The organism is Wenzhouxiangella marina, from assembly GCF_001187785.1.
Lineage (GTDB): Bacteria > Pseudomonadota > Gammaproteobacteria > Xanthomonadales > Wenzhouxiangellaceae > Wenzhouxiangella > Wenzhouxiangella marina.
This window is the reverse complement of sequence record NZ_CP012154.1, coordinates 3,067,765-3,092,405: the sequence shown is the minus strand read 5'-3', so window position 1 is coordinate 3,092,405 and position 24,641 is coordinate 3,067,765. Positions and strand designations below refer to the sequence as shown.

Sequence of the window (24,641 nt, the reverse complement as noted above, 5' to 3'; positions counted from 1 at the left end):
TCCTGTGGTCGCATGACAGCCTGAATGGCGCCGGGCTCGCTCCCGGCGCCATTTGTTCTCTTCTTTTCGGGCTTCTATACTCGGGCAGGCACGCTGAGCTGACCCGGGACGCCGCGCCATGACCGAAACCCTGGAATCGACCGCAACCCTGCTGCGGAAGGTGGCCGATGGAGATGATCGGGCTCGTGAGCGTCTGTGTCGGCATTTCCTTCCGATCCTTTCGCGCTGGGCGCATGGGCGCCTGCCCGACTACGCGCGAGACCTTTCCGAAACCCAGGACCTGGTCCAGACTGCCCTGATCAAGGCGCTCGATCAGATCGATGGTTTCGAGGCCCTGCGTGAAGGCGCGTTCCTCGCCTACCTGCGCAAGATCCTGCTGAACAACATCCGCATGGAAATCCGCCGCGTTACACGGAGGAACCGGCACGGTTTCAGCGATCCGGAAATCGAGCCCAAGGACCCGGAGGCCTCGATTCTCAGCGAGGCGATCGGCCTGGATGTGCTGGAACGCTACGAAGCGGCATTGATGACTCTGACAGACAAGGCAAGAGAGGCCGTGATGTTGAGAGTCGAATTCGGTTATTCATTTCCGGAAATCGCCGCTGCCACCGAGACCCCCTCGGCCAACAGCGCCCGCATGCTGGTTTCCCGATCCCTGGTGCAGCTGGCCGAGGCAATGAAGTGAGCGGGCGCAAACCGCCCTCCGATTCCCGGGCCCGTCGCATTCTCGAGCGCCTGGCCGGGTCTGCCGAGTTCCTGAACGAGTCCCTGTCCGATGCCGAGGAGCTGGCCGACGGCCTGCAGCAGATCGAGCAGTTGTTCCTCCTGCACGGCGGTGAACGCAAGCCTGAAGCATCGCCCGATGCGCTGTTTTCCTGGGGACATCTGCAGGCCCTGGAGCGGGTCGGCGAGGGCAGCTTCGGAGAGGTCTTTCGCGCCTACGATGAAATCCTCGATCGCGACGTCGCCCTGAAACTTCTCAAGGCCGATCAGGACCGACCCTTCCAGGCCCAGCTGTTTCTGCACGAGGCAAGGCAGCTCGCCATGGTTCGCCACCCCAATGTGCTGGCAGTGCACGGGGCCGCCATCCACGATGGCCGGCCCGGGCTGTGGAGCGATCTGATCGAAGGTCGTACCCTCCCGGCGGATGGCTCGCTGGCCGCGAGCCTGAGCGAGACGGACTGGCTGGACCTGATCGAGTCCCTGGTGCGCGGTCTGGCCGCGGTCCACGAGGCCGGGCTGATCCATGGTGACGTCAAGCCGTCCAACATCATGCGCGATGCCTCGGGAACCTGGGTGCTGATGGACTTCGGCGCCAGCCTGGACCGCAAGCCGGGTCGTGAGGGGCCGGCCATGGTCTCGGGAACTCCCCTGTACATGGCGCCCGAACTGGTCAAGGGAGAGTCGGCCTCGCCGGCCTCCGATGCCTATTCCCTGGGGGCAACCCTGTATCGTGCCGCGACCGGCCGGCCGCCCCTGGAAGCGACGGATTGGGACGCGCTGCGGGCATTGCATCAAGACGGAGCGTCGATCGATCCGCGGCCGCTGAAGCGCGCGCTACCGACCGCGCTTGCCCGTCTGATCGGCGCCATGCTGGCCCGCGATCCGGCCGAACGTCCCACGGAATCCGAACTACTGGCCGCGATCGAGGCGATTCGAAGCGCGCCGCACAGGCGATTCCGACGCCTGGCCATCGGCGCCATCACCAGCGTTCTGCTGCTCGGCCTGGTCTTCACCAGCGTCGGCTTCTATCGGGCCAACGAGGCCCGCCTCGAGGCCGAGCGCGAACAACGCAATACGGCGGCGGTCAGTGATTTTCTTCGTCGTGTGCTGGCGACGCCGGACTCGACGGGGCGCGCACGAGACGTCACGGTCGAGGACATGCTCGATCATGCCGCCGAGGCGGTCGATGTCCGTCTGCAGGGCCAGCCCCTGGCGCAGGCGGCCGTGCACCGTGCGCTGGCCGAATCCTACAACGTGATCGGACTCCACGAACGCGCACTCGAGCAGACCCGTTTCGGCCTCGAGCGCCTTGCCGGCAGTGACGCGGAGACGCGCCTGCTCGGACAGGTTCTGGAACTCGAGGCCATTGCCGCGCTGGAAGGCCTGGATCAGCACCAGGAGAGCCTGGATCGGGCCACGGCCTTCATTGCCGAGCACCGCCGATCGCTGCAGGAGGATCACTGGCACCTGCAGATGGCGCGCAAGTACCAGATCACCAATCTGTTGGCGATGACGCGCTATGACGAAGCCGGCACGATTCTGGAGGCGCATTTCGAAGACATTCCGGCGCCGGAGACGGCGAGCAACAACCTGGGTTTCGAGATTCTGCATGCCCGGGGCAATCTACGCCGGGAGCTGGGCGACTATGACGGGGCGATCGAGGCCGCCCGCACCAGCCTGGACTGGCTCGATCGACATCCTCAGGCACGGCCCGCCAATCGAGCATCGGCCCTGGTCAATCTGAGCCTGGCGCTGAAGTTCAGTGGCCAGCCACAAGCGGCCCTGGAAGCGCTCGATGAGTTGTTGACCCTGCAAGGGCGTCTGTATGGCGAGGGTTCCGAGGCTCAGCTTTCGACCCTGGTGAACTACTCCGCCATCCAGTACGACATGGGTGACCATGCGGCGGCCCTGGCTACCCAGGAACGAGCCCGCGCCATGATCGAAGCCAGCCCGCAGCTGGTGCCGGAACAGTACGCCCTGACCCTGGAAATGAACCGCGCCAACCTCCTGAACGCGGCGGGTCGGGTCGACGAGGGTGAGGCCCTGATCCGGGAGTTGCTGGTCCGGGCAGCCGATCTGCTGGGTCCGGAGCACCTCAATGTCCTGATCCTCGAATACAACCTGGCCGAGCTGCTCAATCAGCTCGGCCGCTACGATGAAGCTCTGGCCCTGTCCGGCTCGACCACCGAGCGCATGATCAGCACGCTGGGAGAAGGCCATCCGTTCCGATGGCTGTCCGAGTCCAACCATGCGCAGAGCCTGGCCGGGCTTGGCCAGTCTGCGGAATCGCTGGCGCTGCACGACCGGGCTGAGACGGTGTTGAGCGACATGCTCGGGCCGATGCACGGCTTCACCCTGACCGCCCGCCGGCAGGCCCTGGAAAGCCGGCAACGGATCGATCCTTCGACGGTGTCGCAGGACGAGATCATCGCGCTGATCGAGGACTACGCCGCGCAGTCCGGTCCCCGCCATCCCGATACGGAAAAGGCGCGAGCGCTGCTTCGAGTGGACTGAGCGCCTCGCCGTAGGCCCAACCCGCTATCGACTTCTCTTCGATGCGCCGCCGAGACCGTGTTCGGTGGCCATGCTCGGTCAGGCGTCAGGGCGTCTGGAAGCGATCCCGGAAGAAGCCATCACGATAGGGCGATTCCACGGCGCCGATGTCGACCCGGTCTCCATGGACACGAGGGATGATGCCGCCGTCGAAGTCGATGCTGCCGTAGCTCCAGTCGAGGAGGAAGGGAATGCCCCTGAGTGCCGGTGCCGCCAGGCCCTGATCGATCAGCGGTGAGTCTTCCCCGGGCGTGAAGTCGAGTATGGGGGGCGCAAGCTGCGGCGGCAGGGAGAGGTTGTTTCCCGAATGCTGGACGATGCCCAGGCGCTGCTCGTAGTTGTTGTTGTACACGTGCTTGATGCCGCCCGAGGCGGAGAAGAACAGGTCCGCCAGCTCGTTGAACCAGAACAGATTGTTGGCCACCAGGGCCTGCGGGATGTTGTCACCGGACTGGTTGAGATTGATGCTCAGGCCCGAGGTGGCGGAGGTCGAAATGCCCTCGAAGTCGGAACTGTTGTTGATCACGGTGTTGTTGATGAAATAGACGCCCTGGTCCTCGGCGGGCATGCTGAAAAGGATGGTGCCGCCGCTGCCTGCCGTGTGATTGAACTGAAAGACCGAATTCCGGACCGTGAGCTTGTTGCCACCGATGGCCCGCAGGGCCGCGCCATCGCCGCCATCGTTGCCGGCGAACCGCACCCGCTCGATCAGGATCTCGCCGTCGAAGCCGGCCACGCCCGAAATGCGCAGTCCAGCGTCGGTGCTGGTCGTGGCACCCTGGACGATGCTCAGATTGCCGATCAGGAGCGAGGACGTGCTACCGACGTCCAGGGCATTGATGACGATGCCGGACCGCTGATCCTGGCCATCGATCACCGTGTCCGTGGGGTCGCTGCCCTGCTGGCTGAAGCAGTTGATGGCGTTGAAGTCGAACCAGCCGCCGGTGATGGACAGGGCGCGATCCAGTTCCAGATCGGTGATGAATCCAAAGCCTTCGGTCGAAAGATAGTTGCCCGAGCGGAGTCGGATCTGGTCGTCTTCCCCGTTGTCCCGGCTGTCGAGGAGGGCGGATCGAAACTCGCTCGCTGTCCCGACGCAGAATATGGCTCCGAGGGCCGGGCTGCTCAGCAGGCCGAGGATCGGCAGGCCCAGAAGGACGGCAGCGTGTTTGAGTCCAGCGGTGTCGAACATGAGGGTGCTCCTTGTGCCGGCGCTCTGCCGGATGATTCCGAGGTGGCCCGATGGGCCGCGACACCCCCGTCAATGCCGCGCGGCCCGAGATCCGCACGCGACTGCTGCGGCCCGAGTCGATTCAGGGCTGACCGGGGCAGCCGCCTTCGAGCTGGAAGCCATCGCAGAAGACGCGATCGACGAAGGTCGACTCGGCCGCACCGATGTCGACGCGCTGGCCGACCACGCGCGGGGTGATCAGGTTGTTGAAACCGTGATCGCCGTGGCTCCAGGACTGATCGATCGGGTCGCCCTGATCGAACAGGCCAGGCTGGGGGCGCCCCGCATCGATCATCGGCGAGCCGGGCAGGGGCGTGATGTCGAGAATCTGGGGTGCCAGCATCGGCGCCACCGAGAGGTTGCCGCTTTCGACGGTGGCGCTTCGGAACTGGTCCTGGATATTGTTGTTGAGCAGATAGCTGTCGCCCTCCGGGGACAGGCAGAGGTCGAAGTCCTCGTTGCCCCAGAAGATCGAGTTGGCGATCAGCATGTCAGGGCTGGGGGTCTCCTGCGGAGTGGAGAGGTACAGGCCCGAGCAGCGGGTGGCCTGGCTGCCCGAGTGGACATTGTCGATGACGGTGTTGTTGACGAAGAAGAAGCGCTGATCATCGCGGGTCAGGGAGACGAAGATCGCGCCCTGCTGGCTGCGCACCTCGTTGAACATGAACAGGGAGTTGCGGATGGTCAGCTCCTGCATGCCCAGGGCCGTGATCGCCGCGCCGCTGTAGCCTGAATTGCCGTTGAACTGGACCCGGTCGATCAGGATGCGGATCGCGCTGGGAATCAGGCCCAGGTGCACCGCGCCGATGTTCTGATTATCCGGTCCGCGCCCGGCGCTGAAGCTCATGTTGCTCAGGGTGATGTTGCCGAGCTGGACGTCCGGGCTGGCGGTCGTGCGAAGCAGGCGATGGGTCTGGTTGCCGACGATCCGGCTCAGGCGAGGGTCGCCGTTCTGGCCAATGCAGCCCAGCTGCTGAAAGTTGAACCAGCCACCCGAAATCTGCAGCGATTCAGCGTTCTGGATCAACGCGATATTGAAGCCGATCTCGGTCGGTGGCAGGTAGTCGCCGGCAAGCAGGCGAATTTCGTCGCCCTCGCCGTTGGTCGAGGCGGCGGTGAGGGCGTCGGCGAATTCCGTGGAATTGCCGACACAGAAGACCGCCGACCGGGCCGAGGCGGCGGTCAGCAACAAGGCAAGTAGCAGGGTCGTGCGCAACATGGAAGCTCCGATTTTGTCTGTATTCGGAGCCTTCAATGCCGTGGCTGCGACGGAGCGCACATGCGCCCGGGCCGGCGCCGTGTCTGGCGGGTCTCAGAGCCTGGCCAGCTGATCCATCAGGGAAAAGCCACGCAGCGGCAGATCGAGGCCACGACCGAGCGCGATGACCTTGAACTTCTCACCCATCTCCGCGGGCAGGGTCAGACGCTTGATCTCCCCGGCCAGGGCCAGATGCTCGCGCTCATCCCTGGCCGAGGCCAGCGCGTCCTGGATGCCCAGGGACAGGAGGAATCCGGCCTGCGACGAAAAGCCCAGCACGTCCAGTCCGGCGTCCGCGCCCGCTTCGGCCACGGCGGTGAAGTCGACGAAGCTCGACAGGTCGGTCAGGCCGGGCCAGACGAATGGGTCGAAGTGCGCTCGATGGCGATAGTGGCAAACCAGCGTGCCTTCGCTGCGGTCCGGGTGATAGTACTCGCGCCGCGGATAGCCATAGTCGATCATCAGGGCCAGGCCCCGTGCGAGTGGGCGGGTGACCGTCTCCAGCCAGGCGGCCAGGTCGAGATTGATCTCGCTTCGATAGCCGACGGGCAGGGGCGCCGAGAGGCTGGCCTGGAGCGCCTTTACGGCCTCGACGAGGCGGGGCCCGGCCGGTCGGCTGGTCCACTGCAGCTGGCCCTGCCTCAATTCCACGCCGCGCTCGAGGACCTGCTGTTCGCCGATCTCGAAGGCCCGAACGGGCAGGGCGTCGAGCACTTCATTGGCCAGCACCACGCCCTCGAAGTCCTCCTCGGGTGGCGTGGCGATCCACTCCACGCGCGCCTGGAGTTGCTCGTCCAGGGCCGACAGGGTCTCCTGCTGGACGGCGCGCAGGGCTGCACTGGGCTCGAGGATCAGGTAGCGAGCCGGGGCCGCGTCCAGGCTCTGCAACAGATCGCGGGCCAGGGCACCGGAGCCGGCGCCCAGCTCGAGCAGGGTCCAGTCCTCGTCGAGTTCGGCGCCGAGCTCATCGATCTGGCGTGCCAGGCTGCGCGCGAACAGGCGGCCCTGTTCCGGCGCGGTCACGAAGTCGCCAGAAGCGCCGAACTTGTGCAGGCCGTTGACGTAGTAGCCCAGCCCGGGTTCGTACAGGGCCATGCTCATGTAGGCATCGAAGCTCAGGAAACCGTCCGCTTCGATGGCCTTGACGATCCTCGTGCACAATTGTTCGCTCAGCGCCAGCAGTTCGGACGGCGGCTCGGGCAGACTCAGAGAAGGATCACGTGATGACATCGAACACAGGGCCTCAGGCCGGCAAGGTGGCGATTGTAACGGGTGCGGCCCGACGCATCGGCGCCACCATCGTCGAACAGCTGCACGGGCGCGGCCTGGACGTGCTGGTGCACTATCGGGGGTCGCGCGAGCAGGCCGAAGCCCTGGCCACCGAATTGAACGGCGAGCGCCCGGGCTCGGTGGCGACGGTCAGCGCCGACCTGGCCGACGCGGCCGCGCCCGCGATCATCGTCCGCGCAGCGCTGGATGCCTTCGGTCGCATCGATCTGCTGGTCAACAACGCCTCCGCCTTCTATCCGACCGACGTGGATGAGGCCACGCCCGAGCAATGGGACGAATTGATGGCCAGCAATCTGCGCGCGCCCTATTTTCTGTCGCGCGCGGCTCGCCCGCACCTGGCCCGGCGCGGTGGGGCAATCGTCAACCTGGTCGATATTCATGCTCTGGTGCCCCTGGCCGATCACAGCATCTATTGCCAGGCCAAGGCCGGCCTGGTGATGCAGACCCGGGCCCTGGCCAAGGACCTGGCGCCCGAGATCCGCGTCAACGCCGTCGCGCCCGGCGCCATCCTCTGGCCCGAGAACGAGGGCTCGGCGCAGGCGGCGGAAGCGATTCTGGAGAAGATCCCCCTGGGCCATCAGGGCCGTCCCGAAGACATCGCCGGCGCGGTCTGCTTCCTCGCCCTGGATGCGCCCTACGTCACCGGGCAGATCCTGTCCGTGGACGGTGGGCGAACCTTGAACATGTGACCGGACCCCGCGTTCCGGGATCAGGGGACTATTTCAGGAGCTTGCTGACGTCGCGGAACTTCGGGTGGCCGGCATCGCCCATCAGTTCGAAGAGCACCATCTCGACATTGCTCAGGTGCACGCCGGCGGCGGCCATGCGGCGCAGGCCGATGTCGCGGTTGAAGGCCGAGCGAGATGACACGGCATCGGCGATCAGATGGACCTCGTAGTCGCGCTGCCTGAGGGCCGCCGCGGTCTGCCAGACGCAGACATGGGTCTCGATGCCGCAGAGCAGGATGCGCGAACGACCACTGGCTTCGATCGCCTGCATCAGGCCCGTATCGCCGCAGCAGCCGAAGCTGGACTTGGACTGCGGGGCCAGGCCGTCGAGGACTTCCGTCAACTCCGGCACCGTCGGGCCCAGCTTGTCGGGCAGCTGTTCGGCCCAGACCACGGGCAGCTCGAGCAGGCGGCAGGCCTGGATCAGGCGGCGGCACTGGCCGATGATCGCCTCGGATTCATGCATCAGGCGGGCCAGGCGGCCCTGCACGTCGACCAGCAGCAACAGGGCGTTGTCGGTCGTGGGGTGATCGATGCTCATCGTGGGTCTCCTTCGAGCTTGCGGGCGATGACGATCATCCGCTCGGCGTCCAGATCGTAGTCCTCGCCATCGTAGCCGCCCAGCAGGCTCTCGACCGTCAGACCATGGTCGGACAGGAGGCGGCGGATCTCGCCGGCGGACCAGACGCGATGGGAGATATGGGTGCGATGCACCCGGTCTCCGTCGATCAGGTACCAGTCGTTGTCGAGGCGGGTCATGTGGTCGATCAGCGCGGGCCGCTCGATCAGGATGCGTCCGTCCTCGTATTCGGTCAGATGCACCGGCTGGAGGTTGCGGGCCAGGTATTCGACGCCGACCAGGTCGAGCACCAGGCGCCCGCCCGCGCTCAGGCTGGCGTGAATCCGGTCGAGGACCCGGCCATGGTCGGCCTCGTTCTCGAAGTAGCCGAAGCTCGTCCACATCACCAGCACCAGGTCGAAGGCGTCGGCGCGCTCGAAGACCCGCATGTCGGCCTCGACGGTCTCGATCGGTAGCTCGCCCTTGCGTTGATCGAGCTGGTCGAGGAGGCTGCGACTGGTATCCACGGCGGTGACCGGATACCCTGCCTCGGCCAGAGGCAGGCTGTGGCGGCCGGGGCCGCAGCCCAGGTCGAGGACGGCGCGCGGCGGCGTCTCGAGGAGCTCCAGCAGGGCGTCGATCTGATCGGCCCCCTCGGCAAAGGTCTGTGCATTGAACATCAGCGAACCGAAGTTGCGCCAGAAATCGTCTTCCAGGTACCAGTCGTCGCTCAAGGCCTTGCTCGTCCTTGCATTGGGCGTGGTCGCCACGGGCTGCGCCACCCTGGCCTGGTACGGTCAGGCCGTCCGTGGACAGCTCGATCTGCTGTCCAGGCGGGAGCATATCGCAGATCTGATCGCCGATCCGGCGACCGACCCGGCGCTCGTCCGGCAACTGGAGACCGTGCTGGCCGCGCGCGCGTTCGCCCGCGACGAGCTGGCGCTTCCCGAGGGCCGCTCCTATCGTCACTACGCCGACCTGGATCGTCCGGCGGCCGTCTGGAACGTGATCGCCGCGCCGCGCTACTCGGTCCAGCCGAAGGCCTGGTGCTACCCGATTGCCGGCTGCGTCGCCTATCGAGGTTACTTCGACCCCGAAGCCGCGCGGGCGGCGGCCGAGGCGCTGCGGGACGAGGGCTTCGATGTGATCGTGTCACCGGCGGTGGCCTATTCGACCCTCGGCTGGTTCGCCGACCCGGTGCTCAACACCATGATCGACTGGCCAAGCGCCGACCTGGTCGGCTTCCTGTTTCATGAGCTGGCGCACGAGCGGGTCTACGCGAAAGGAGACACGGCTTTCAACGAAGCCTACGCCAGCCTGGTCGAGCGGGAAGGCGTTCGGCGCTGGCTGGCGGCGCATGGAAACGATGGGGAGCTGGCGCGCTGGCAAGCGGGCCGTCGGCTTCGCCAGGCCCTGAGCGACCGCCTGTTGGCCGCGCGCAGCCGCCTGGCCGAAGGCTACGCGCGGCTGGAGGATGAAGATGAACTGGCAGCCTTCAAGCACGGCGAGTTCGAGCGCCTGGCCGCCGACATCGGCGAATTGGCCGAGCAACAAGGTGGCGCTGCGCTCGAGGCCTGGCGCAGCCGCGAGCTCAACAATGCCGACCTGGCCCTGACGGCCACCTACGAGGCAGGCGTAGCGGCCTTCGTCGGCCTGCTCGAGGACTGCCGCGGCGAGCTGGACTGCCTGCATCGAGAGGTGGCGCGTCTGGCCGAGGCAAAACCGGCCGAGCGACGCGCATTTCTGCAGGCGGGGGGTCCACAGTGATTGCACTCTGGGGCCGGTTGTGCGACCTTACCGGGCTGACCTTCTCGCGGACCTGTTCTTGACCCGTTATTTCCTGCTCTGCCTGCTCTTGAGCCCCGGGTTGCCCCTGCCCGCGCTGGCCCAGAATCCGGGCAGCGACAGCGAGCGGCCGGCCATGAGCTGCGTGCCCATGGACGATGATTCGCCGCGCCGCCAGCTCGAGCGAAATGCGTCATCGCCGATCGATATCTTCGCCGAGCACTTCGAGGCGCCCCCCGGCCAGCTGATCCGTGTCTACGAGGACGTGCGCGTCGAGCAGGGTGACCAGCGCCTGGAAACCGGCGAGCTGATCTACAACCGCGAGACCGGTCGCATCGATCTCCCCGGCTGGCTGAACTACAGTGACGCGCTGATCGACCTGGAGGCGGGTTCCGGCTGGCTCGTCACCGCGGCCAATCAGGGCCGTTTCGAAGAGGTCCGCTATCGCTTCCAGCGTGGCGAGGGCAGCGGCTCGGCCGGCACCGTCGAGCTGGTGAGCGAATCCCGCGCTCAGGTCGAAGGCTTCGATTTCACGACCTGCGATCCCGACGACCCGGACTGGCAGCTCAAGGCCTCGAGCGTCGAGCTGGACATGGAATCCGGCCGCGGCGTGGCCCGCAATGCCCGTCTCGATTTCAAGGGCGTGCCCATCCTGTGGTCGCCCTGGCTGAGCTTTCCCCTCGACGATCGCCGCAAGACGGGCTTCCTCTACCCCCTGATGGGCTTCTCCAGCGACGACGGCTTCGATCTGAGCGTGCCCTGGTACTGGAACATCGCGCCCAACCAGGACGCCACCCTGACGCCGCGCTGGATCCAGGAGCGTGGCGTGATGCTCGGCGCCGAATACCGGTTCATGACGCCGCGCCAGCGCGGGCAGCTCGATCTGGAAGTGCTGCCCGATGACAAGGACTTCGGCGACACGCGCTACTTCGGGCAGTTCGGCTATTCGGCCTCGCTGGCGCCCCGCTGGCGCTTCGATGCCGATCTTCGTCGGGCCAGCGACGAGAATTACTTCCTCGACCTCGGTGGCGACCTGGCCGATTCCTCGCTGCAGTTCCTGCGCTCGGTGGCGGCGGTCAGCGGGCGTGGTCAGGCCTGGACCCTGTCGCTGAGCGCGGACAGCTTCCAGGTCCTCGACGACTCGGTCAGCGAGGCCTCCGAGCCGTATCGTCGTCTGCCCCGGATGGAATTCCGCCTGGATCAGGCCCTCGGTCAGCGTCTCGACCTGCAGCTGGACTCGGAGCTGGTCTACTTCGACCGCGACGAAGGCGTGACCGGCGCGCGCCTGGACCTGTATCCGCGCCTGCGCTACAACCTGCTCGCGCCGGGCTGGTTCCTGCGCCCGACTGTCGGTTTCCGCTCGACGGCCTATCAGCTCAACGGCACGGATGGCGACGACAGCCTGTCGCGTTCACTGCCGATCGCCAGCCTCGATGGCGGCCTGATCTTCGAGCGTCGCCTGTCCAGTGGTCGGACCCAGACCCTCGAGCCCCGCCTGTTCTATCTGTACGTGCCCTACCGGGATCAGACCGATCTGCCCGACTTCGACACCCGCGAGCTGACCTTCGGTTTCAGCCAGCTGTTCAGCGACAACCGCTTTTCCGGGCCGGATCGTCACGGTGATGCCAACCAGCTCACCGCCGCACTGACCTCGCGGCTGATGGAGGCAGATAGCGGCCGCTCGGTGCTCGATTTCAGCATCGGTCAGATCTTCTATTTCCGGGACCTCCGGGTCGGCCTGGAGGAGGAGATCCTCGATGATCGCAACCGCTCTGCCTCCGTGGCCGAGTTCAACTGGCGGCCGGCCCAGGCGATCATCGCCAGCGCCGGCCTGCAGTGGGATCACGAAAACGATGAAACCCAGGTCGCCCAATTCGGTCTGAGCTACCAGGGTCAGCGGGGCGGGCGCGCGGCGCTCGGCTACCGCTTCCGCCGCGATCGCGTCGACCAGGTGGACCTGCGTCTGCGCTGGCCGGTGCGAGAGAATCTGGCTCTGATCGGCCGGGCCAACTACAGTTTCGAAGACGACGAACCGCTCGAGCTGCTGGCCGGCGTCGAATACGAGAGCTGCTGCTGGGCGGTGCGTCTGATCGGTCGCGAGTACGTACGCGATCGTGATGCCGATCGGCGCAGCGCCGTGTTCCTGGAGCTGCACCTGAAGGGTCTGGGCAGCCTGGGCCGCCGGCCCTATCCGTTGTTTGCCGACCACGCCTATTGAGCGCGGTCGGGCACTGTTTGAATCCGACTCATTCACTGGAAATGAATCATCTATGAACCTGAATCGAAACCTCGCCAAGCTCGGTCTGCTGGCCCTCGTGCTGCTGCCGATGGTTCTGCAGGCCCAGGACGGCCAGCCGGTCGACCGGATCGTGGCCCTGGTCGAGGATGACGTCATCCTCCAGAGCGAACTCGACGAAGCCATCGACCGAATCGAGCGCCAGGCCGCTGGCAGCGGTGAGCGCCTGCCGCCGCGCAGCGTGATGGAGGAGCAGGTGCTGCAGCGCCTGATTCTCACCCGCCTGGAAGTCCTGCGTGCCCAGGACACCGGCATTCGCGTCTCCGACTCCGACGTCGACCAGGCCCTGCAGCAGGTGGCACGGCAGAACAATCTGACCGTCACCCAGCTCCGCCAGGCGATCGAATCCGATGGCGTCGATTTCGCCGAATTCCGTCGCACGATCCGCGAGGAAATCCTCTCCAGCCGCCTGCGCCAGCGCGTGGTCAACGGCATGGAAGAGATCAGCGACACGGAGATCGACATCATCATGGCCTCGGACCGCTTCGGCGGTGATGAGTACCTGCTCTCGCAGATCGTGATCGGCGTGCCCGAGTCGGCGGATCAGGCCGAGGTCGCTCAGGCCGAAGCGCGCGCCAATGAAGTGCACCAGCGCCTCGAAGACGGTCTGGAGTTCGCCACCGCGGCATTGACCTTTTCCGAAAGCCCGGATGCCCTGGAAGGGGGCGAGGTGGGCTGGCGCAGCATCAATGCCCTGCCGCCGATGGTCGCCGATGCCATCGAGGCCGTCGGTGTAGGTAACTTCACCGAGGTCCTGCGTTCGCCGTCCGGGTTCATCATCCTCGACGTGCGCGATCGCCGCGACCAGCCTGAAATCATCGTCCGCGAGTATCAGGCGCGCCACCTGATGATCCGCCCGAACGAACTGATCACGCCCGAGGAAGCCGAAACGCGGATCCGCAGTCTCTACGATCAGCTGCAGGCGGGTGCCGACTTCGGCGAGCTGGCTCGTGAGCACTCGATGGACGAGACCTCGGCCAATATCGGCGGGCTGCTCGACTGGTTCCAGGCCGGCGCCTACGGCGACGAGATCCAGTCCGTCATCGACGGACTCGACCCGGGTGAGACCAGCGAACCCTTCCGCACGGCGGTGGGCTGGCATCTGCTGCGACTCGAGGCGGAACGCGATGCCGACCGCACCGAAGAGATCCAGCGTGCCCAGGCGCGCGACATGCTGTTCCGTCAGAAGGCCGAAGAGGAAGTCGACCGCTTCCTGCGGCGTCTGCGCGATGAGAGCTTCGTCGAAGAACGGCTCTGATCGGCGGTGAGCCGGTCGCTGCTCCTGACCCCGGGCGATCCTGCCGGGGTCGGTCCCGAAATCGCCTGTCGACTCGCCAGCGTGCGGCCCGAGCTGCTGCTGGTGGCCGATCCCGGCCTGCTCGAGCGCAATCTCGAACGCCTCGGCCTGGACTGCAAGGTCCTTGAGTGCGATCCCGAGGATGACTCGGTTCACGAGCCGGGCAGCATCCGCTGCTGGCCCGTCGAGCTGGCCCGGATCGAGACGCCCGGCCGGGTCGATCCTGCCAACGCCGGCTACGTGCTCGACTGTCTGGGTCGTGCGGCCGACGCCTGTCTGGATGGCCGTGCCGCGGGCCTGGTCACCGGTCCGTTGCACAAGGGCGTGATCAACCAGGCCGGTATCCCTTTCAGTGGCCACACGGAGTTCCTGGCCGAGCGCGCCGGGGTCGAGCGGGTGGTCATGATGCTGGTCGCCGGCCGTTTCCGCGTGGCCCTGGCGACGACCCATCTGCCCCTGCGCGAGGTGCCGGATGCCATCCAGGCCGACTCCCTCCGCCGGACCCTCCGCATCCTCGATCACGACCTGCGTTTCCGTTTCGCGATCGAGCGCCCTCGCATTGCCGTGCTGGGCCTGAACCCGCATGCGGGCGAGGGGGGCTATCTCGGGCGTGAGGAAATCGAGGTGATCGAACCGGTGCTGGAGGCCGAGCGCCAGGCCGGCCTGGACCTGATCGGTCCCCTGCCGGCCGATACCGCCATGGTGCCCGAGCGCGTGCGCGAGTTCGACGCGGTGCTGGCCATGTACCACGATCAGGGCCTGCCGGTGCTCAAGTACGCGGGCTTCGGTCAGGCCGTCAACGTGACCCTCGGGCTGCCGTTCCTCCGCACCTCGGTCGACCATGGTACGGCCCTGGACATCGCCGGAAAGAACCGGGCCGATGCGGGCAGCCTGCTGGCCGCCGTCGATCTGGCCATGCAGCTTCAGAGCAACGCGCCATGAGCGCACATCGACCGCGCAAGCGCTTCGGGCAGCATTTCCTCCGCGATGCCGGCGTGATCGGGCGCATCGTGGCGGCGATCGATCCACGGCCCGGCCAGCGCCTGGTCGAGATCGGCCCCGGCGAGGGCGTACTGACCGGCCCCGTGCTGGCGCGCGCCGGCCGTCTGGACGTGGTCGAGCTCGACCGCGATCTGGCCACGACCCTGGCCCGTCGCCTCGGCGAGCCCCAGGGCCTGGTCATCCACCAGGCCGATGCCCTCGATTTCGATTTCTCCGGCCTGGCCAGTGAGGGGCCGATGCGGGTCATCGGCAATCTCCCCTACAACATCTCGACGCCGCTGCTGTTCCACCTCTTCGACCAGGCCGAAGCCATCGAGGACATGGTGTTCATGCTGCAGAAGGAAGTGGTCGATCGGCTCGTCGCCGAGCCTGGCTCGCGCCAGTACGGCCGCCTGTCGGTGATGGCCTCCTACCACTGCGAGATGGCCTGGTTGTTCGACGTGCCGCCCGAGGCCTTCGAGCCGCCGCCCAAGGTCGACTCGGCGATCATCCGCATGCGCCCGCGCGTGCTGTCGGCATCGGAGCGAGCCCTGCGCCCCGACCTGGATCGAGTGGTCAAGGCGGCCTTCGGTCAGAAGCGCAAGACCCTGCGCAACAGCCTGAAGAATCTCCTCGACGTCGAGCGCATCGAGGCGACGGGCGTCGACCCGGCCGCTCGTCCGGAAACCCTGAGCCTGGATCGGTTTCTGGCGCTGGCGAGGGCCCTCGGCGGCGGCTGAGGGCCGCTGGGGTGTCTACTGGCCTCGTCGCCGCGGACGGCAGCGACGGTTTCAATACTGACGGTGGGACTAGTAAGGTGTTCCTCAATCCACCGTCGGGCCTACCACTCGCGGATCTTCCAGTGCGCCGGGCGGACCGGGGCGAGCTGGTCGTGCTGCATCTGCGAGTCGAAGTTGCCGTCGCCGGTGGTGTCGATCAGGTAATAGGCCGGACCGACGTCGGGCACGATCCGGATCATGTAGACCACGCCATTGATCGAGTACTCCTCGACGTCGCGGTCCTCCTCGCGGCGGATGTTGACCTCGGGAAGGACCTGCTCGTCCGGGTCCTGAACCTTCGGCGGCAGGGGCTCGGGCTCCGGGATCGGCGGGGGCGGGGGAGCTTCGCTCTGCAGGGCATACAGAGGGGCGGCCAGCAGCAGGGCCAACAGGGGGATTGCGCGCATCTTCATGACCACCGGGCCTCCGGAATTCTGATTGGCTGCCAGTCTATCAAAGCCGCGTGCCTGCACTTTGATCCCGATCACTTTCGCTATCATGGTTCATTCTTCATGCCGATCGTCGATCATGTCCAAGCCGCAAACGCTCTGCCTGGTGGATGGTTCCTCCTACCTCTACCGCGCCTTCCACGCCCTGCCGTCGCTGAGCAACGCGGCCGGCCAGCCCACGGGCGCGATCTTCGGCGTCGCCAACATGCTGCGGCGGCTCGTTCAGGCGCATGCGCCGGATCGGGTGGCGGTGATCTTCGATGCCCCCGGCAAGAATTTCCGGCATGAACTGTATGCGGACTACAAGGCCAACCGGCCGAAGATGCCCGATGAGCTCCGGGCCCAGATCGATCCGCTGAAAGGTCTGATCGACGCGATGGGCGTGGAGCGGATCGAAGTGCCCGGCGTGGAGGCCGATGACGTGATCGCGACCCTGGCCCGAGCCGCTGCGGCGAAGGGTCTGAACGTGCTGATCTCCTCCGGGGACAAGGACCTGGCCCAGCTGGTCGACGATCGCGTGGTCCTCGAGGACAGCATGCAGGAGAAGCGCTACGACGCGGCGGCGGTCGAGGAGAAGTTCGGCGTGCCGCCGGCGCTGATTGGCGACTACCTGGCCCTGACCGGTGACAGCTCGGACAATATCCCCGGGGTGGAGAAATGCGGCCCCAAGACCGCCGCCAAGTGGCTGGCCCAATACGGCAGCCTCGAGGCCGTGATCGAGAACGCCGACGAGGTCGGCGGCAAGATCGGCGAGCATCTGCGTGCCGCGCTGGACCAGCTGCCCCTCAGCCGCAAGCTGGTGGCTCTGGACGAGTCGGTCGAGCTCGATCGCGGCCCCGATGACATCGGTCCGCCTTCGCCTGATCAGGCCCGGTTGATCGACCTGCTGCGCGAGTTCGGTTTCTCCTCCTGGCTCAAGGACTACCAGGACGGCGAATCACCCGCTGCCGACGCTAAGCTGGAAGTCAGCCTGGTGTCGACGCGCAAGCAGCTCGATGCCCTGATCGAGGCCCTGGACGAGGCCGAGCTGATCGCCTTCGACACGGAAACCACCAGCCTCGAGCCGCTGGACGCCGAGCTGGTCGGCATGAGCTTTGCCGTCGAGCCGTCGAAAGCCTGGTATCTGCCCCTGCGCCACGCCGATCAGGACACGGAATTCGATGCCGAGGAGGCCCTGGAGCGCGTCACGCCCATCCTGGCCGATGCCGACCGGCCGAAGGTCGGGCAGCACCTGAAATACGACCTGAACGTGCTCGAGCGTGCCGGCTACCAACTGAACGGGATCGCGCACGACACGATGCTCGAGTCCTATGTGTACAACTCGACCGCCACCCGCCACGACATGGATTCCCTGGCTGGCCGCTACCTGGGTCGCCAGACGATTTCCTATGAGCAGGTGGCCGGCAAGGGCAAGGCCCAGGTCACGTTCGACCAGGTGCCGGTGGCCAGGGCCGCGGAATATGCTGGCGAAGACGCGGAGATCACCCTGGCCCTGCACCGCACGCTCTGGCCCAAGCTGGAAGCGCAGTCGGGGCCCCTTCGCGTCTATCAGGAACTGGAAATCCCGCTGGTTCCGGTGCTTGCGCGAATGGAGCGCATCGGTGTGGCCCTGGATGCGGACCTGCTGGGGCGCCAGAGCAAGGAGATCGAGGCTCGGTTGGCCGAGCTCGAGGAATCCGCCCACGCCGAGGCCGGACGCGAGTTCAATCTGAGCTCGCCCAAGCAGCTGCAGGAAATCCTGTTCGGCGAGCTGGATCTGCCGGTGGTCCGGAAGACGCCCAAGGGCCAGCCATCGACCGCCGAGGACGTGCTGCAGGAGCTGGCGGTGGAATTCGCCCTGCCGCGGCTGATCCTCGAACACCGCAGTCTGGCCAAACTGAAGAGCACCTACACGGACCGCCTGCCGGAGAAGATCCACCCGGACACGGGCCGCGTGCACACCCACTATCACCAGGCCGTGGCCGCCACCGGGCGTCTGTCCTCGACCGATCCCAATCTCCAGAACATCCCGATCCGTACCGCCGAAGGCCGCCGCATCCGCAAGGCCTTCGTCGCTCCGAAGGGCAGCGTGATGCTGGCCGCCGACTACTCCCAGATCGAGCTTCGCATCATGGCGCATCTGTCCGGCGACGAGCGCCTGCTCGAGGCCTTCGCCCAGGGCGAGGACATCCACCGGGCCACGGCGGCCGAAGTCTTCGACTGCGCGCCTGCCAAGGTCACCGACAATCAGCGTCGGGCCGCCAAGGCGATCAACTTCGGCCTGATGTATGGCATGAGCGGCTGGGGCCTGGCCCGCCAGCTCGAGATCGAGCGCAAGGAGGCCGACGCCTACATCGAGCGCTACTTCGAGCGCTACCCCGGCGTGCGCCGCTACATGGACGAGACCCGGGCCGGCGCGCGCGAGAAGGGCTACGTCGAGACCCTGTTCGGACGGCGCCTGTGGCTGGACGAGATCAAGGCGCGCAACCCGCAGCGCCGCCAGGCCGCCGAGCGGGCCGCCATCAATGCGCCGATGCAGGGCACGGCGGCGGACATCATCAAGCGCGCGATGATCGACGTCGATGCCTGGATCCAGAGCGAAAAGCAGCCGGCGCGGCTGGTCATGCAGGTGCACGATGAGTTGGTGCTCGAAGTCGAGGAGGGCGCCGTGGACCGAGTGCGCGAGGGCGTCATCGAACGCATGGCCTCGGCGGCGCAACTGTCCGTGCCGCTGGAGGTCGAAGCCGGCACGGGGAAGGACTGGGAATCCGCGCACTAATTGCCTGATTCGAAAGGAGAAATAAAAAAGATAAAAATTTCTTCTTCGAATCGGAACTTTTGCCGAAGACGGCCGGTCTATGTTCATACCATGTGCATGGTTCGGCCTGTCTCCCTCCCTAGGCAGGCCATCAGGGTTCGGTTTACAGTCCCCAAACCGGATCCGACTCTAGGCCCCGGGTCCTCCCTCGCCCGGGGCCTATCTTTATCTGCCGATCATTCCCGAGGAGCGCCGGTCGTCGATCGAGCCCACCGCTATACTGCTCGCTGAATCCACCCCATGCCGAACAGGGCATCCCGCATGCTGCACATCGTCATTCTCGCCGCCGGCGAAGGCCGTCGCATGAACTCCTCCCGTCCAAAGGTGCTGCAGCCGATCGGTGGGCGGCCGATGCTCGACCATCTCCTCGACACGGTCCAAGCGCTCTCGCCCGAGCGCGTGCATGTCGTGGTCGGCGCGGGCGGTGAACAGGTTCAGGCCGCGCTGGCCGGGCGGGACTGCGATTTCGTGACCCAGGCCGAGCGTCTCGGCACTGGACACGCGGCCCAGCAGGCCCTGCCGGGGATCGATCCCCAGGCCCGGGTGCTGGTGCTGCCGGGCGACATGCCCCTGGTGCGAGCGAGCACCCTGCAGGCCCTGCTGGCCGTCGAGGCCGAGCTGGCTCTGCTGAGCTTCCGCGCCGACGATCCGACGGGCTACGGCCGCATCCTGCGCGACGCGCAGGGCCAGGTGCAGGCCATCCGCGAAGAAAAGGACGCCAGCGAGGCCGAGCGTCGCGTCGATGAGGTCAATTCGGGCGTGCTGGTGGCGAGCGCAAGCCGCTTGATCGACTGGCTCGGCCGGGTGCGCGCCGACAATGCCCAGGGCGAGTACTACCTGACCGACTGCATCGGCCTGGCCGCCGGTGACGGGGCCCGGGTCGAGGCGCTCGTCGCCGACGACGCGGGCGAACTGCAGGGCGCGAACGACCGAGCCCAGCTGGCGGAGCTCGAGGCCGTTTTCCAGGGCCGCGCACGGCAGGCCCTGATGGCCGCCGGTGCCACCCTGGCCGCCCCCGACACGGTGCAGATCCGGGGGCAGGTCGGCGTAGGGCGCGATGTCTTCATCGACGCCAACGTCACCCTGGTCGGCGCCATCGAGCTGGGTGACGGGGTGCAGATCGGTCCCGGCTGCGTGCTGGAAGACAGCCAGCTGGCCGCGGGCACCTGCCTGAAGCCCTACAGCGTCCTCGAAGGCGCCACCACGACCGGCGCCTGCACCATCGGCCCCTTCGCCCGCCTGCGTGCCGGCACGGTGCTGGCCCGAGACGTCAAGATCGGCAATTTCGTCGAGACGAAGAAGGCGAGCTTCGCTGCCGGCGCCAAGGCCAGCCACCTGAGCTACATCGGTGATGCCGAGGTCGGTGCGGAGGCCAATCTCGGCGCTGGAACCATCACCTGCAACTACGACGGCGTCAACAAGCACCGCACGGTCATCGGCGAGCGTGCCTTCGTCGGATCGAACTCCGCCCTGGTCGCGCCGGTCGAAGTCGGTGCAGAGGCGACGGTCGGGGCCGGCACGGTGCTGACTCGACGGGCGCCGGACGGTGAGCTGACCGTGGCGCGAGCACGCCAGCGAACGGTGGCGGACTGGAAGCGTCCGACGCCGAAGACGGCCGAGGACTGATTCGGCGCAGGTTGGCGTCCGGGCGCCGCCTGCGGTATTCTCCACATCCTGTTTGATCTGATCTGGAACACGACACATGCGCAAGCGTCATCGCACAGAGGACGAAGCCGAAATCAACATCACGCCGATGCTCGATATCGTCTTCATCATGCTGATCTTCTTTATCGTCACGACCTCCTTCGTGCGCGAGCAGGGCCTGGATATTTCGCGCCCGACGCAGGCCGAGGAACAACAGCAGCAGGACGAAGACAATCTGCCGATCCTGGTGCGCATCAACCAGCTCAGCATGATTTCCGTGAACAATCGCCAGGTCGAGGCCGACGCGGTGCGCGCCAACCTCGAGCGCGAGCGTGCCCAGAACCCCTCATCCCCGCTGATCATCGCGGCGCATCCGGATGCCGACACCAATTCCCTGGTGCGGGTACTGGACGCGGCCAACGTGGTCGGCATTGCTTCGATCAGCGTGGCCACGGAGACCGGCGGACGTTGATCGACCCTCCATTCAGCGCCAAAGGGAGCCCCTGAGCGATGGAACAAGAACCGACAACCGAAGTGAGCCAGGACAAGGACACCAATCAGTGGGCCATGATCCTGCACCTGTCCCTGCTGGCCGGCCTGATCGTGCCGTTCGCCGGCCTGATCGCGCCGATCATCATCTACATCATGAAGAAGGACTCCATGCCGGGCATCGTTCCGCACGGCTACGTGGTCTTCAACTGGATGATCAGCGCCTTCATCTACGCCATCGTCAGCGCCATCCTGATGGTGATCCTGATCGGCATCCTCGGCCTGATCGCCGTGGCCATCGCCTCGATCGTCTTCCCGATCATTGGCGCGATCAAGGCCTCTGAGGGCGAAGTCTGGCCGTATCCGCTGTCGATCAAGTTCTTCAAGTAAGCGTCTGAAATCGACACCAGTCGCGGTCGGCCCATCGGGCCGGCCGCGGCGGTTTCACCCGAGAGATTCGCGAACACGATGAAAAACACCTCGTCCCCGGCCAAGCCGCCGCTGGTCAAGCACAACCTGATCTTCTTCATTGCCATCAATCTGCTCGGCCTCGTGGCCGCGCCGATCTGGTTCTTCACCGTCGGCTTCACGCCGGCCGCCTGGGTGCTCTGCACCGTGCTGCTGACCCTGAGCGGCCTGTCGATCACCGCCGGTTACCACCGCCTGTGGTCGCACCGCACCTACAAGGCGAGCGAGCCGCTGAAGTGGTTCCTGGCCTTCTTCGGCATCTTTTCGCTGCAGAACTCGATCCTGATCTGGGCCGCTCGGCACCGCATCCACCATCGCCACGTCGATGACGTGAACGAGGACCCGCATTCGATCAAGTCCGGCTTCTGGCACGCGCACATGGGCTGGATGATCCGCGACTGGCCGACCAGCAAGGTCGATCTGGACCAGGTGCCGGACCTGCAGAAGGATCGTGTCGTCATGTGGCAGCACCGCGTCTACTGGCCGATGGTCTGGGCGCTGAACCTGGGTCTGCCGGCGGTGTTCGGCTGGTTCACGGGCGATGTGGTCGGCACCATCCTGCTGGCCGGAGCCTTCCGCCTGGCCTTCTCCCAGCACTGCACCTTCTTCATCAACTCCCTGGCCCACACCTGGGGCAAGCGCAGCTATTCCGACGAGAACACCGCTCGCGACAACGGCATCATCGCGCTGCTGACCTGGGGCGAGGGTTATCACAATTTCCACCACGCCTTCCAGGCCGACTACCGCAATGGCCTGCGCTGGTGGCAGTTCGACCCGGGCAAGTGGTTGATCGCCACGGCCGCGTCTCTGGGCCTGGCCCGTGAACTGAAGCGCACGCCGAAGTTCAAGATCCAGCGCGCGCGCCTGCAGATGCAGTTCCGCGAACTGCGCGAGCGTCTGGCCCAGCAGGCCGACGATGCCGCGCTGACCTGGCGCGAGACGGTGGAGCGGGAGTACCAGCAGTTCAAGGAGACCGTCAGCCAGTGGCAGGCCGTCCAGGCCGAGCGTATGGCGGCCGGGACCGAGGCCCTGCGCGATCGCTGGCGCAAGACCGAGCTGCGCACCCGCTACAAGGAGCTGGAGTATCGGCTCAAGATGCAGCATCGCCGTCTGACGACCCTGCAGCAGGCGGCCTTCTCGGCGGCCTGATCTTCCCCCGCTCCGCCGGTCCGGTGGAGCGTGCCGGGGCCATCAGGCAGCCCCGATCGGTTTGTTCAGGGCCCCCCGGCCCCGGTCAGGACCCGCAGCAGAATCCGCCGCTGTTCGCGCTCGAGCAGATCCGCCAGCGTATGGCGGTCCAGCACCTCGAGGAAGGCCCGCAGGGCCTCGTCAAGTATGGCGGGCAGTACACAGCCGGGCGTGATCACGCAGCGATTGCCGGGTCGGAAGCATTCGACCAGGCCCAGGTCCGGTTCCATCGCGCGGACCAGCTCACCCAGCACGATCGTGTTCGGGGCTCGCTGCAGCTCGATGCCACCACCACTGCCCCGAGTGGTCTTCAGCAGCCCCAGGTTCTTGAGTTCCTGCACGATCTTGACGACGTGGTGGCGCGAAATGCGGTTGCAGCTGGCCACCTGCTCGATGGTCAGGCGGCGATCCACCTGCAGGGCAGCCTGGATCAGAACCCGGATCGCGTAGTCGGTGTGCTGGGTCAGGCGCATCGCATCAGCCCAGTCTGCCGTCGACCCGGGGACGGCTGAGGATCGGCCAGTAGATCAGCACAAAGCCCAGAAAGGCGAGCATCCAGAGCAGGCCCGAGACCAGCAGTCCACCACGCCAGGGCAACCAGCCCAGGGCCACGGCCAGGCGAAGCAGCATGGCCGCGATCGCTGCCGCATAGAGCGCAACGCCACCCGTCGGTAGTGTCAGTGGACGTCCGGTGTGGCCCAGTGCCACCCGCGTCATCACGCCCAGGATCATGATCGCGACGGCGGTGCCGAGCGCGTGCGCCCAGGCGGTGGCGGGAATCGCCAGGCCCAGCATCGCCGCAGCCATCAGGCCCAGACCCAGGGGAATGAAGACCTGTCCCAGATGCAGGATCCAGAGCAGCGGTTCCCGCGCCGTCGACCAGCCGCTCCAGGCCAGCAGCCGGGCGCTCTGGAACAGGGCTGCGGCGCAGGCCAGGGCGCCCGTCAAGGGCGATGAGCCGAACGCGAACAGGGCGATCACCAGCGCGAGCAGGCTGCCGATGGTGCTGCGATCGAGCCAGGCCCAGGCGCGAACGCTGTGGCTGGAGCGCGCTTGCCGCTGCAGCCAGTTGCGCGAGAACGCAGGCGTGATCCGCCCGCCGATCACCGTGATCAGGATCACCACCAGCAGCAGGGCGGCCCGTTCGCTTGCTATCACGAGTCCGATTCGATCGGTCAGGAGACCCAGGTGGAAGCCGGCATTGCACAGGCAGAAGACGGCCAGGACGGCGACCAGAACCAGGTTCCGGCGGCTGCCGGCTGCGATGATGATGCGGCCGGCGTAAACGGTGACGATGGCTGGAAAGGATAGATCGATCAGGGCAACCACGGCCTCCGGCAACGCGCTGGACAGCCACATGGCCATGCGACCGGCCAGCCAGCACAGGAAAAGCAGCATCAGCCTGCGACCCTCGAGCGGAGCCGCGCCGGTCCAGTTGCACATCGCGGTCAGCAGAAACCCGGCAATGGCGGCGCCGGTGAACCCGAACAGCATTTCATGGGCGTGCCAGTTCAGCGCCGGAATGCTGCCGTTGAGCGGCAGTCCGCCGATGATCACGGTCAGCCAGGCGGGCAGGGCGACGATCGCGTAGCCCGCTGCGGCCAGAAAGAAGATCCGGAAGGGATAGGCGAACAGGGTCCGAAATGGCTGCGGGTTCATGCCTGGGTCCTCGGGTCGTGGGTCTGGCGGGGCCGGCTCGGTCGGGACAGGAGCCAGAGGAGCAACAGGCCGAAGCCCAGCGCGAGGCCCGCCAGCAGAACGGTGGCAGCGCCCAGGGCGTAGAGCAGGGTCCAGCTGGCGGTCAGCATGAGGGCGGTCAGAAGCTTGGCCTGAATCGGGACGATCCGGTGTGCGGTCCAGTCCCTCAACAGGCGCCCGAAGCGCGGGTGATCGAGCATGGCCTGCTTCAGCTCGGGGCTGGAGCGGCCAGCAGCGAACAGGGCCAGCAGGAGGAACGGGGTGGTCGGGAGCAGGGGCAGCAACACGCCGGCGCCCCCCAGCACCAGCGCCCCGTGCGCGATGCTCAGCCAGATGATGCGATCGGCTCTCGCGCCCGTCCGCCGTGCGGATTTTCGATGCGGTGATTTTTTTAACATGCAGATAGTTTACTTCTTTTAAAGATGTAA

Annotated in this window: 22 protein-coding genes; 13 read left to right on the top strand and 9 right to left on the bottom strand. The window is 66.3% G+C overall.

Annotation, left to right across the window (positions count from 1 at the left end; all coding sequences use genetic code 11):
• Window positions 1-118 precede the first annotated feature (118 nt).
• Together WM2015_RS13140 and WM2015_RS13135 are read left to right on the top strand one after the other, a co-directional pair.
• Entirely contained in the window at window positions 119-685 is a 567-nt protein-coding gene (locus WM2015_RS13140; protein WP_049726476.1) for an RNA polymerase sigma factor, read from the top strand.
• Complete coding sequence (locus tag WM2015_RS13135) at window positions 682-3,237, top strand: serine/threonine-protein kinase (RefSeq protein WP_049726475.1); 2,556 nt, start codon at window positions 682-684, stop codon at window positions 3,235-3,237. Before WM2015_RS13140 ends, WM2015_RS13135 begins: the two co-directional genes overlap by 4 nt.
• An 85-nt stretch (window positions 3,238-3,322) precedes the next feature.
• Here the strand turns inward: WM2015_RS13135 and WM2015_RS13130 are convergent, their stop codons facing one another.
• The 3 genes from WM2015_RS13130 to WM2015_RS13120 form a co-directional block, all read right to left on the bottom strand.
• A complete protein-coding gene (locus WM2015_RS13130) occupies window positions 3,323-4,468 on the bottom strand; it encodes a hypothetical protein (protein WP_049726474.1) in 1,146 nt (381 codons plus the stop codon).
• Between the two features lie 121 nt (window positions 4,469-4,589).
• On the bottom strand, window positions 4,590-5,726 hold the full coding sequence (locus WM2015_RS13125) for a hypothetical protein (protein ID WP_049726473.1): 1,137 nt from the start codon (window positions 5,724-5,726) through the stop codon (window positions 4,590-4,592).
• Between the two features lie 93 nt (window positions 5,727-5,819).
• On the bottom strand, window positions 5,820-6,995 hold the full coding sequence (locus WM2015_RS13120; RefSeq protein WP_049726472.1) for a class I SAM-dependent methyltransferase: 1,176 nt from the start codon (window positions 6,993-6,995) through the stop codon (window positions 5,820-5,822).
• On the opposite strand from WM2015_RS13120, the gene WM2015_RS13115 reads away from it, so the two are divergent.
• The gene (locus WM2015_RS13115) at window positions 6,989-7,744 is read left to right on the top strand and encodes a pteridine reductase (RefSeq protein ID WP_221293500.1); all 756 of its coding nucleotides are present in this window, start codon (window positions 6,989-6,991) and stop codon (window positions 7,742-7,744) included. The genes WM2015_RS13120 and WM2015_RS13115 overlap by 7 nt on opposite strands.
• Window positions 7,745-7,772: 28 nt before the next feature.
• Here WM2015_RS13115 and WM2015_RS13110 read toward each other — a convergent pair whose 3' ends face one another.
• Both WM2015_RS13110 and WM2015_RS13105 read right to left on the bottom strand, forming a co-directional pair.
• Entirely contained in the window at window positions 7,773-8,324 is a 552-nt protein-coding gene (locus tag WM2015_RS13110; RefSeq protein WP_049726470.1) for a hydrolase, read from the bottom strand.
• Complete coding sequence (locus WM2015_RS13105) at window positions 8,321-9,076, bottom strand: class I SAM-dependent methyltransferase (protein WP_049726469.1); 756 nt, start codon at window positions 9,074-9,076, stop codon at window positions 8,321-8,323. The genes WM2015_RS13110 and WM2015_RS13105 overlap by 4 nt, the downstream gene beginning before the upstream one ends.
• 4 nt (window positions 9,077-9,080) lie before the next feature.
• On the opposite strand from WM2015_RS13105, the gene WM2015_RS13100 reads away from it, so the two are divergent.
• The 5 genes from WM2015_RS13100 to rsmA are packed head-to-tail and all read left to right on the top strand — an operon-like array spanning window position 9,081 to window position 15,441.
• Window positions 9,081-10,109, top strand: a complete 1,029-nt coding sequence (locus tag WM2015_RS13100) for an aminopeptidase (protein WP_169751183.1) — start codon at window positions 9,081-9,083, stop codon at window positions 10,107-10,109.
• Between the two features lie 58 nt (window positions 10,110-10,167).
• Window positions 10,168-12,345, top strand: coding sequence for an LPS-assembly protein LptD (locus WM2015_RS13095; RefSeq protein ID WP_156201190.1), 2,178 nt, complete (start codon window positions 10,168-10,170; stop codon window positions 12,343-12,345).
• 52 nt (window positions 12,346-12,397) lie between these two features.
• Entirely contained in the window at window positions 12,398-13,681 is a 1,284-nt protein-coding gene (locus WM2015_RS13090) for a peptidylprolyl isomerase (RefSeq protein WP_049726466.1), read from the top strand.
• A 6-nt stretch (window positions 13,682-13,687) separates the two neighbouring features.
• The gene (gene pdxA, locus WM2015_RS13085; protein ID WP_049726465.1) at window positions 13,688-14,662 is read left to right on the top strand and encodes a 4-hydroxythreonine-4-phosphate dehydrogenase PdxA; all 975 of its coding nucleotides are present in this window, start codon (window positions 13,688-13,690) and stop codon (window positions 14,660-14,662) included.
• The gene (gene rsmA / locus WM2015_RS13080) at window positions 14,659-15,441 is read left to right on the top strand and encodes a 16S rRNA (adenine(1518)-N(6)/adenine(1519)-N(6))-dimethyltransferase RsmA (protein WP_049726464.1); all 783 of its coding nucleotides are present in this window, start codon (window positions 14,659-14,661) and stop codon (window positions 15,439-15,441) included. Before pdxA ends, rsmA begins: the two co-directional genes overlap by 4 nt.
• A 101-nt stretch (window positions 15,442-15,542) precedes the next feature.
• Here rsmA and WM2015_RS13075 read toward each other — a convergent pair whose 3' ends face one another.
• Window positions 15,543-15,893, bottom strand: a complete 351-nt coding sequence (locus WM2015_RS13075) for a DUF2782 domain-containing protein (protein ID WP_211260934.1) — start codon at window positions 15,891-15,893, stop codon at window positions 15,543-15,545.
• 115 nt (window positions 15,894-16,008) lie between these two features.
• Between WM2015_RS13075 and polA the strand changes: the two genes are divergently transcribed.
• The 5 genes from polA (at window position 16,009) to WM2015_RS13050 (ending at window position 22,476) form a co-directional block, all read left to right on the top strand.
• Window positions 16,009-18,687, top strand: coding sequence for a DNA polymerase I (polA, locus tag WM2015_RS13070; protein WP_049726462.1), 2,679 nt, complete (start codon window positions 16,009-16,011; stop codon window positions 18,685-18,687).
• 279 nt (window positions 18,688-18,966) lie between these two features.
• A complete protein-coding gene (gene glmU / locus WM2015_RS13065) occupies window positions 18,967-20,352 on the top strand; it encodes a bifunctional UDP-N-acetylglucosamine diphosphorylase/glucosamine-1-phosphate N-acetyltransferase GlmU (protein WP_245609772.1) in 1,386 nt (461 codons plus the stop codon).
• Window positions 20,353-20,428: 76 nt separating this feature from the next.
• Complete coding sequence (locus WM2015_RS13060) at window positions 20,429-20,842, top strand: ExbD/TolR family protein (RefSeq protein ID WP_049726460.1); 414 nt, start codon at window positions 20,429-20,431, stop codon at window positions 20,840-20,842.
• 38 nt (window positions 20,843-20,880) lie between these two features.
• The gene (locus tag WM2015_RS13055) at window positions 20,881-21,249 is read left to right on the top strand and encodes a DUF4870 domain-containing protein (protein ID WP_049726459.1); all 369 of its coding nucleotides are present in this window, start codon (window positions 20,881-20,883) and stop codon (window positions 21,247-21,249) included.
• Window positions 21,250-21,327: 78 nt separating this feature from the next.
• Window positions 21,328-22,476: a fatty acid desaturase gene (locus WM2015_RS13050; protein ID WP_049726458.1), complete on the top strand. Its 1,149-nt coding sequence runs from the start codon at window positions 21,328-21,330 to the stop codon at window positions 22,474-22,476.
• Between the two features lie 65 nt (window positions 22,477-22,541).
• On the opposite strand, the gene WM2015_RS13045 is transcribed toward WM2015_RS13050, so the two are convergent.
• Genes WM2015_RS13045 through WM2015_RS13035 form a run of 3 tightly spaced genes read right to left on the bottom strand, consistent with a single transcriptional unit; the run spans window position 22,542 to window position 24,611 of the window.
• Window positions 22,542-22,988: an RrF2 family transcriptional regulator gene (locus tag WM2015_RS13045; protein ID WP_049726457.1), complete on the bottom strand. Its 447-nt coding sequence runs from the start codon at window positions 22,986-22,988 to the stop codon at window positions 22,542-22,544.
• 4 nt (window positions 22,989-22,992) lie between these two features.
• The gene (locus WM2015_RS13040) at window positions 22,993-24,174 is read right to left on the bottom strand and encodes an NnrS family protein (protein WP_049726456.1); all 1,182 of its coding nucleotides are present in this window, start codon (window positions 24,172-24,174) and stop codon (window positions 22,993-22,995) included.
• Window positions 24,171-24,611: a DUF454 family protein gene (locus WM2015_RS13035; protein ID WP_082169743.1), complete on the bottom strand. Its 441-nt coding sequence runs from the start codon at window positions 24,609-24,611 to the stop codon at window positions 24,171-24,173. The genes WM2015_RS13040 and WM2015_RS13035 overlap by 4 nt, the downstream gene beginning before the upstream one ends.
• Between the last annotated feature and the right edge of the window lie 30 nt (window positions 24,612-24,641).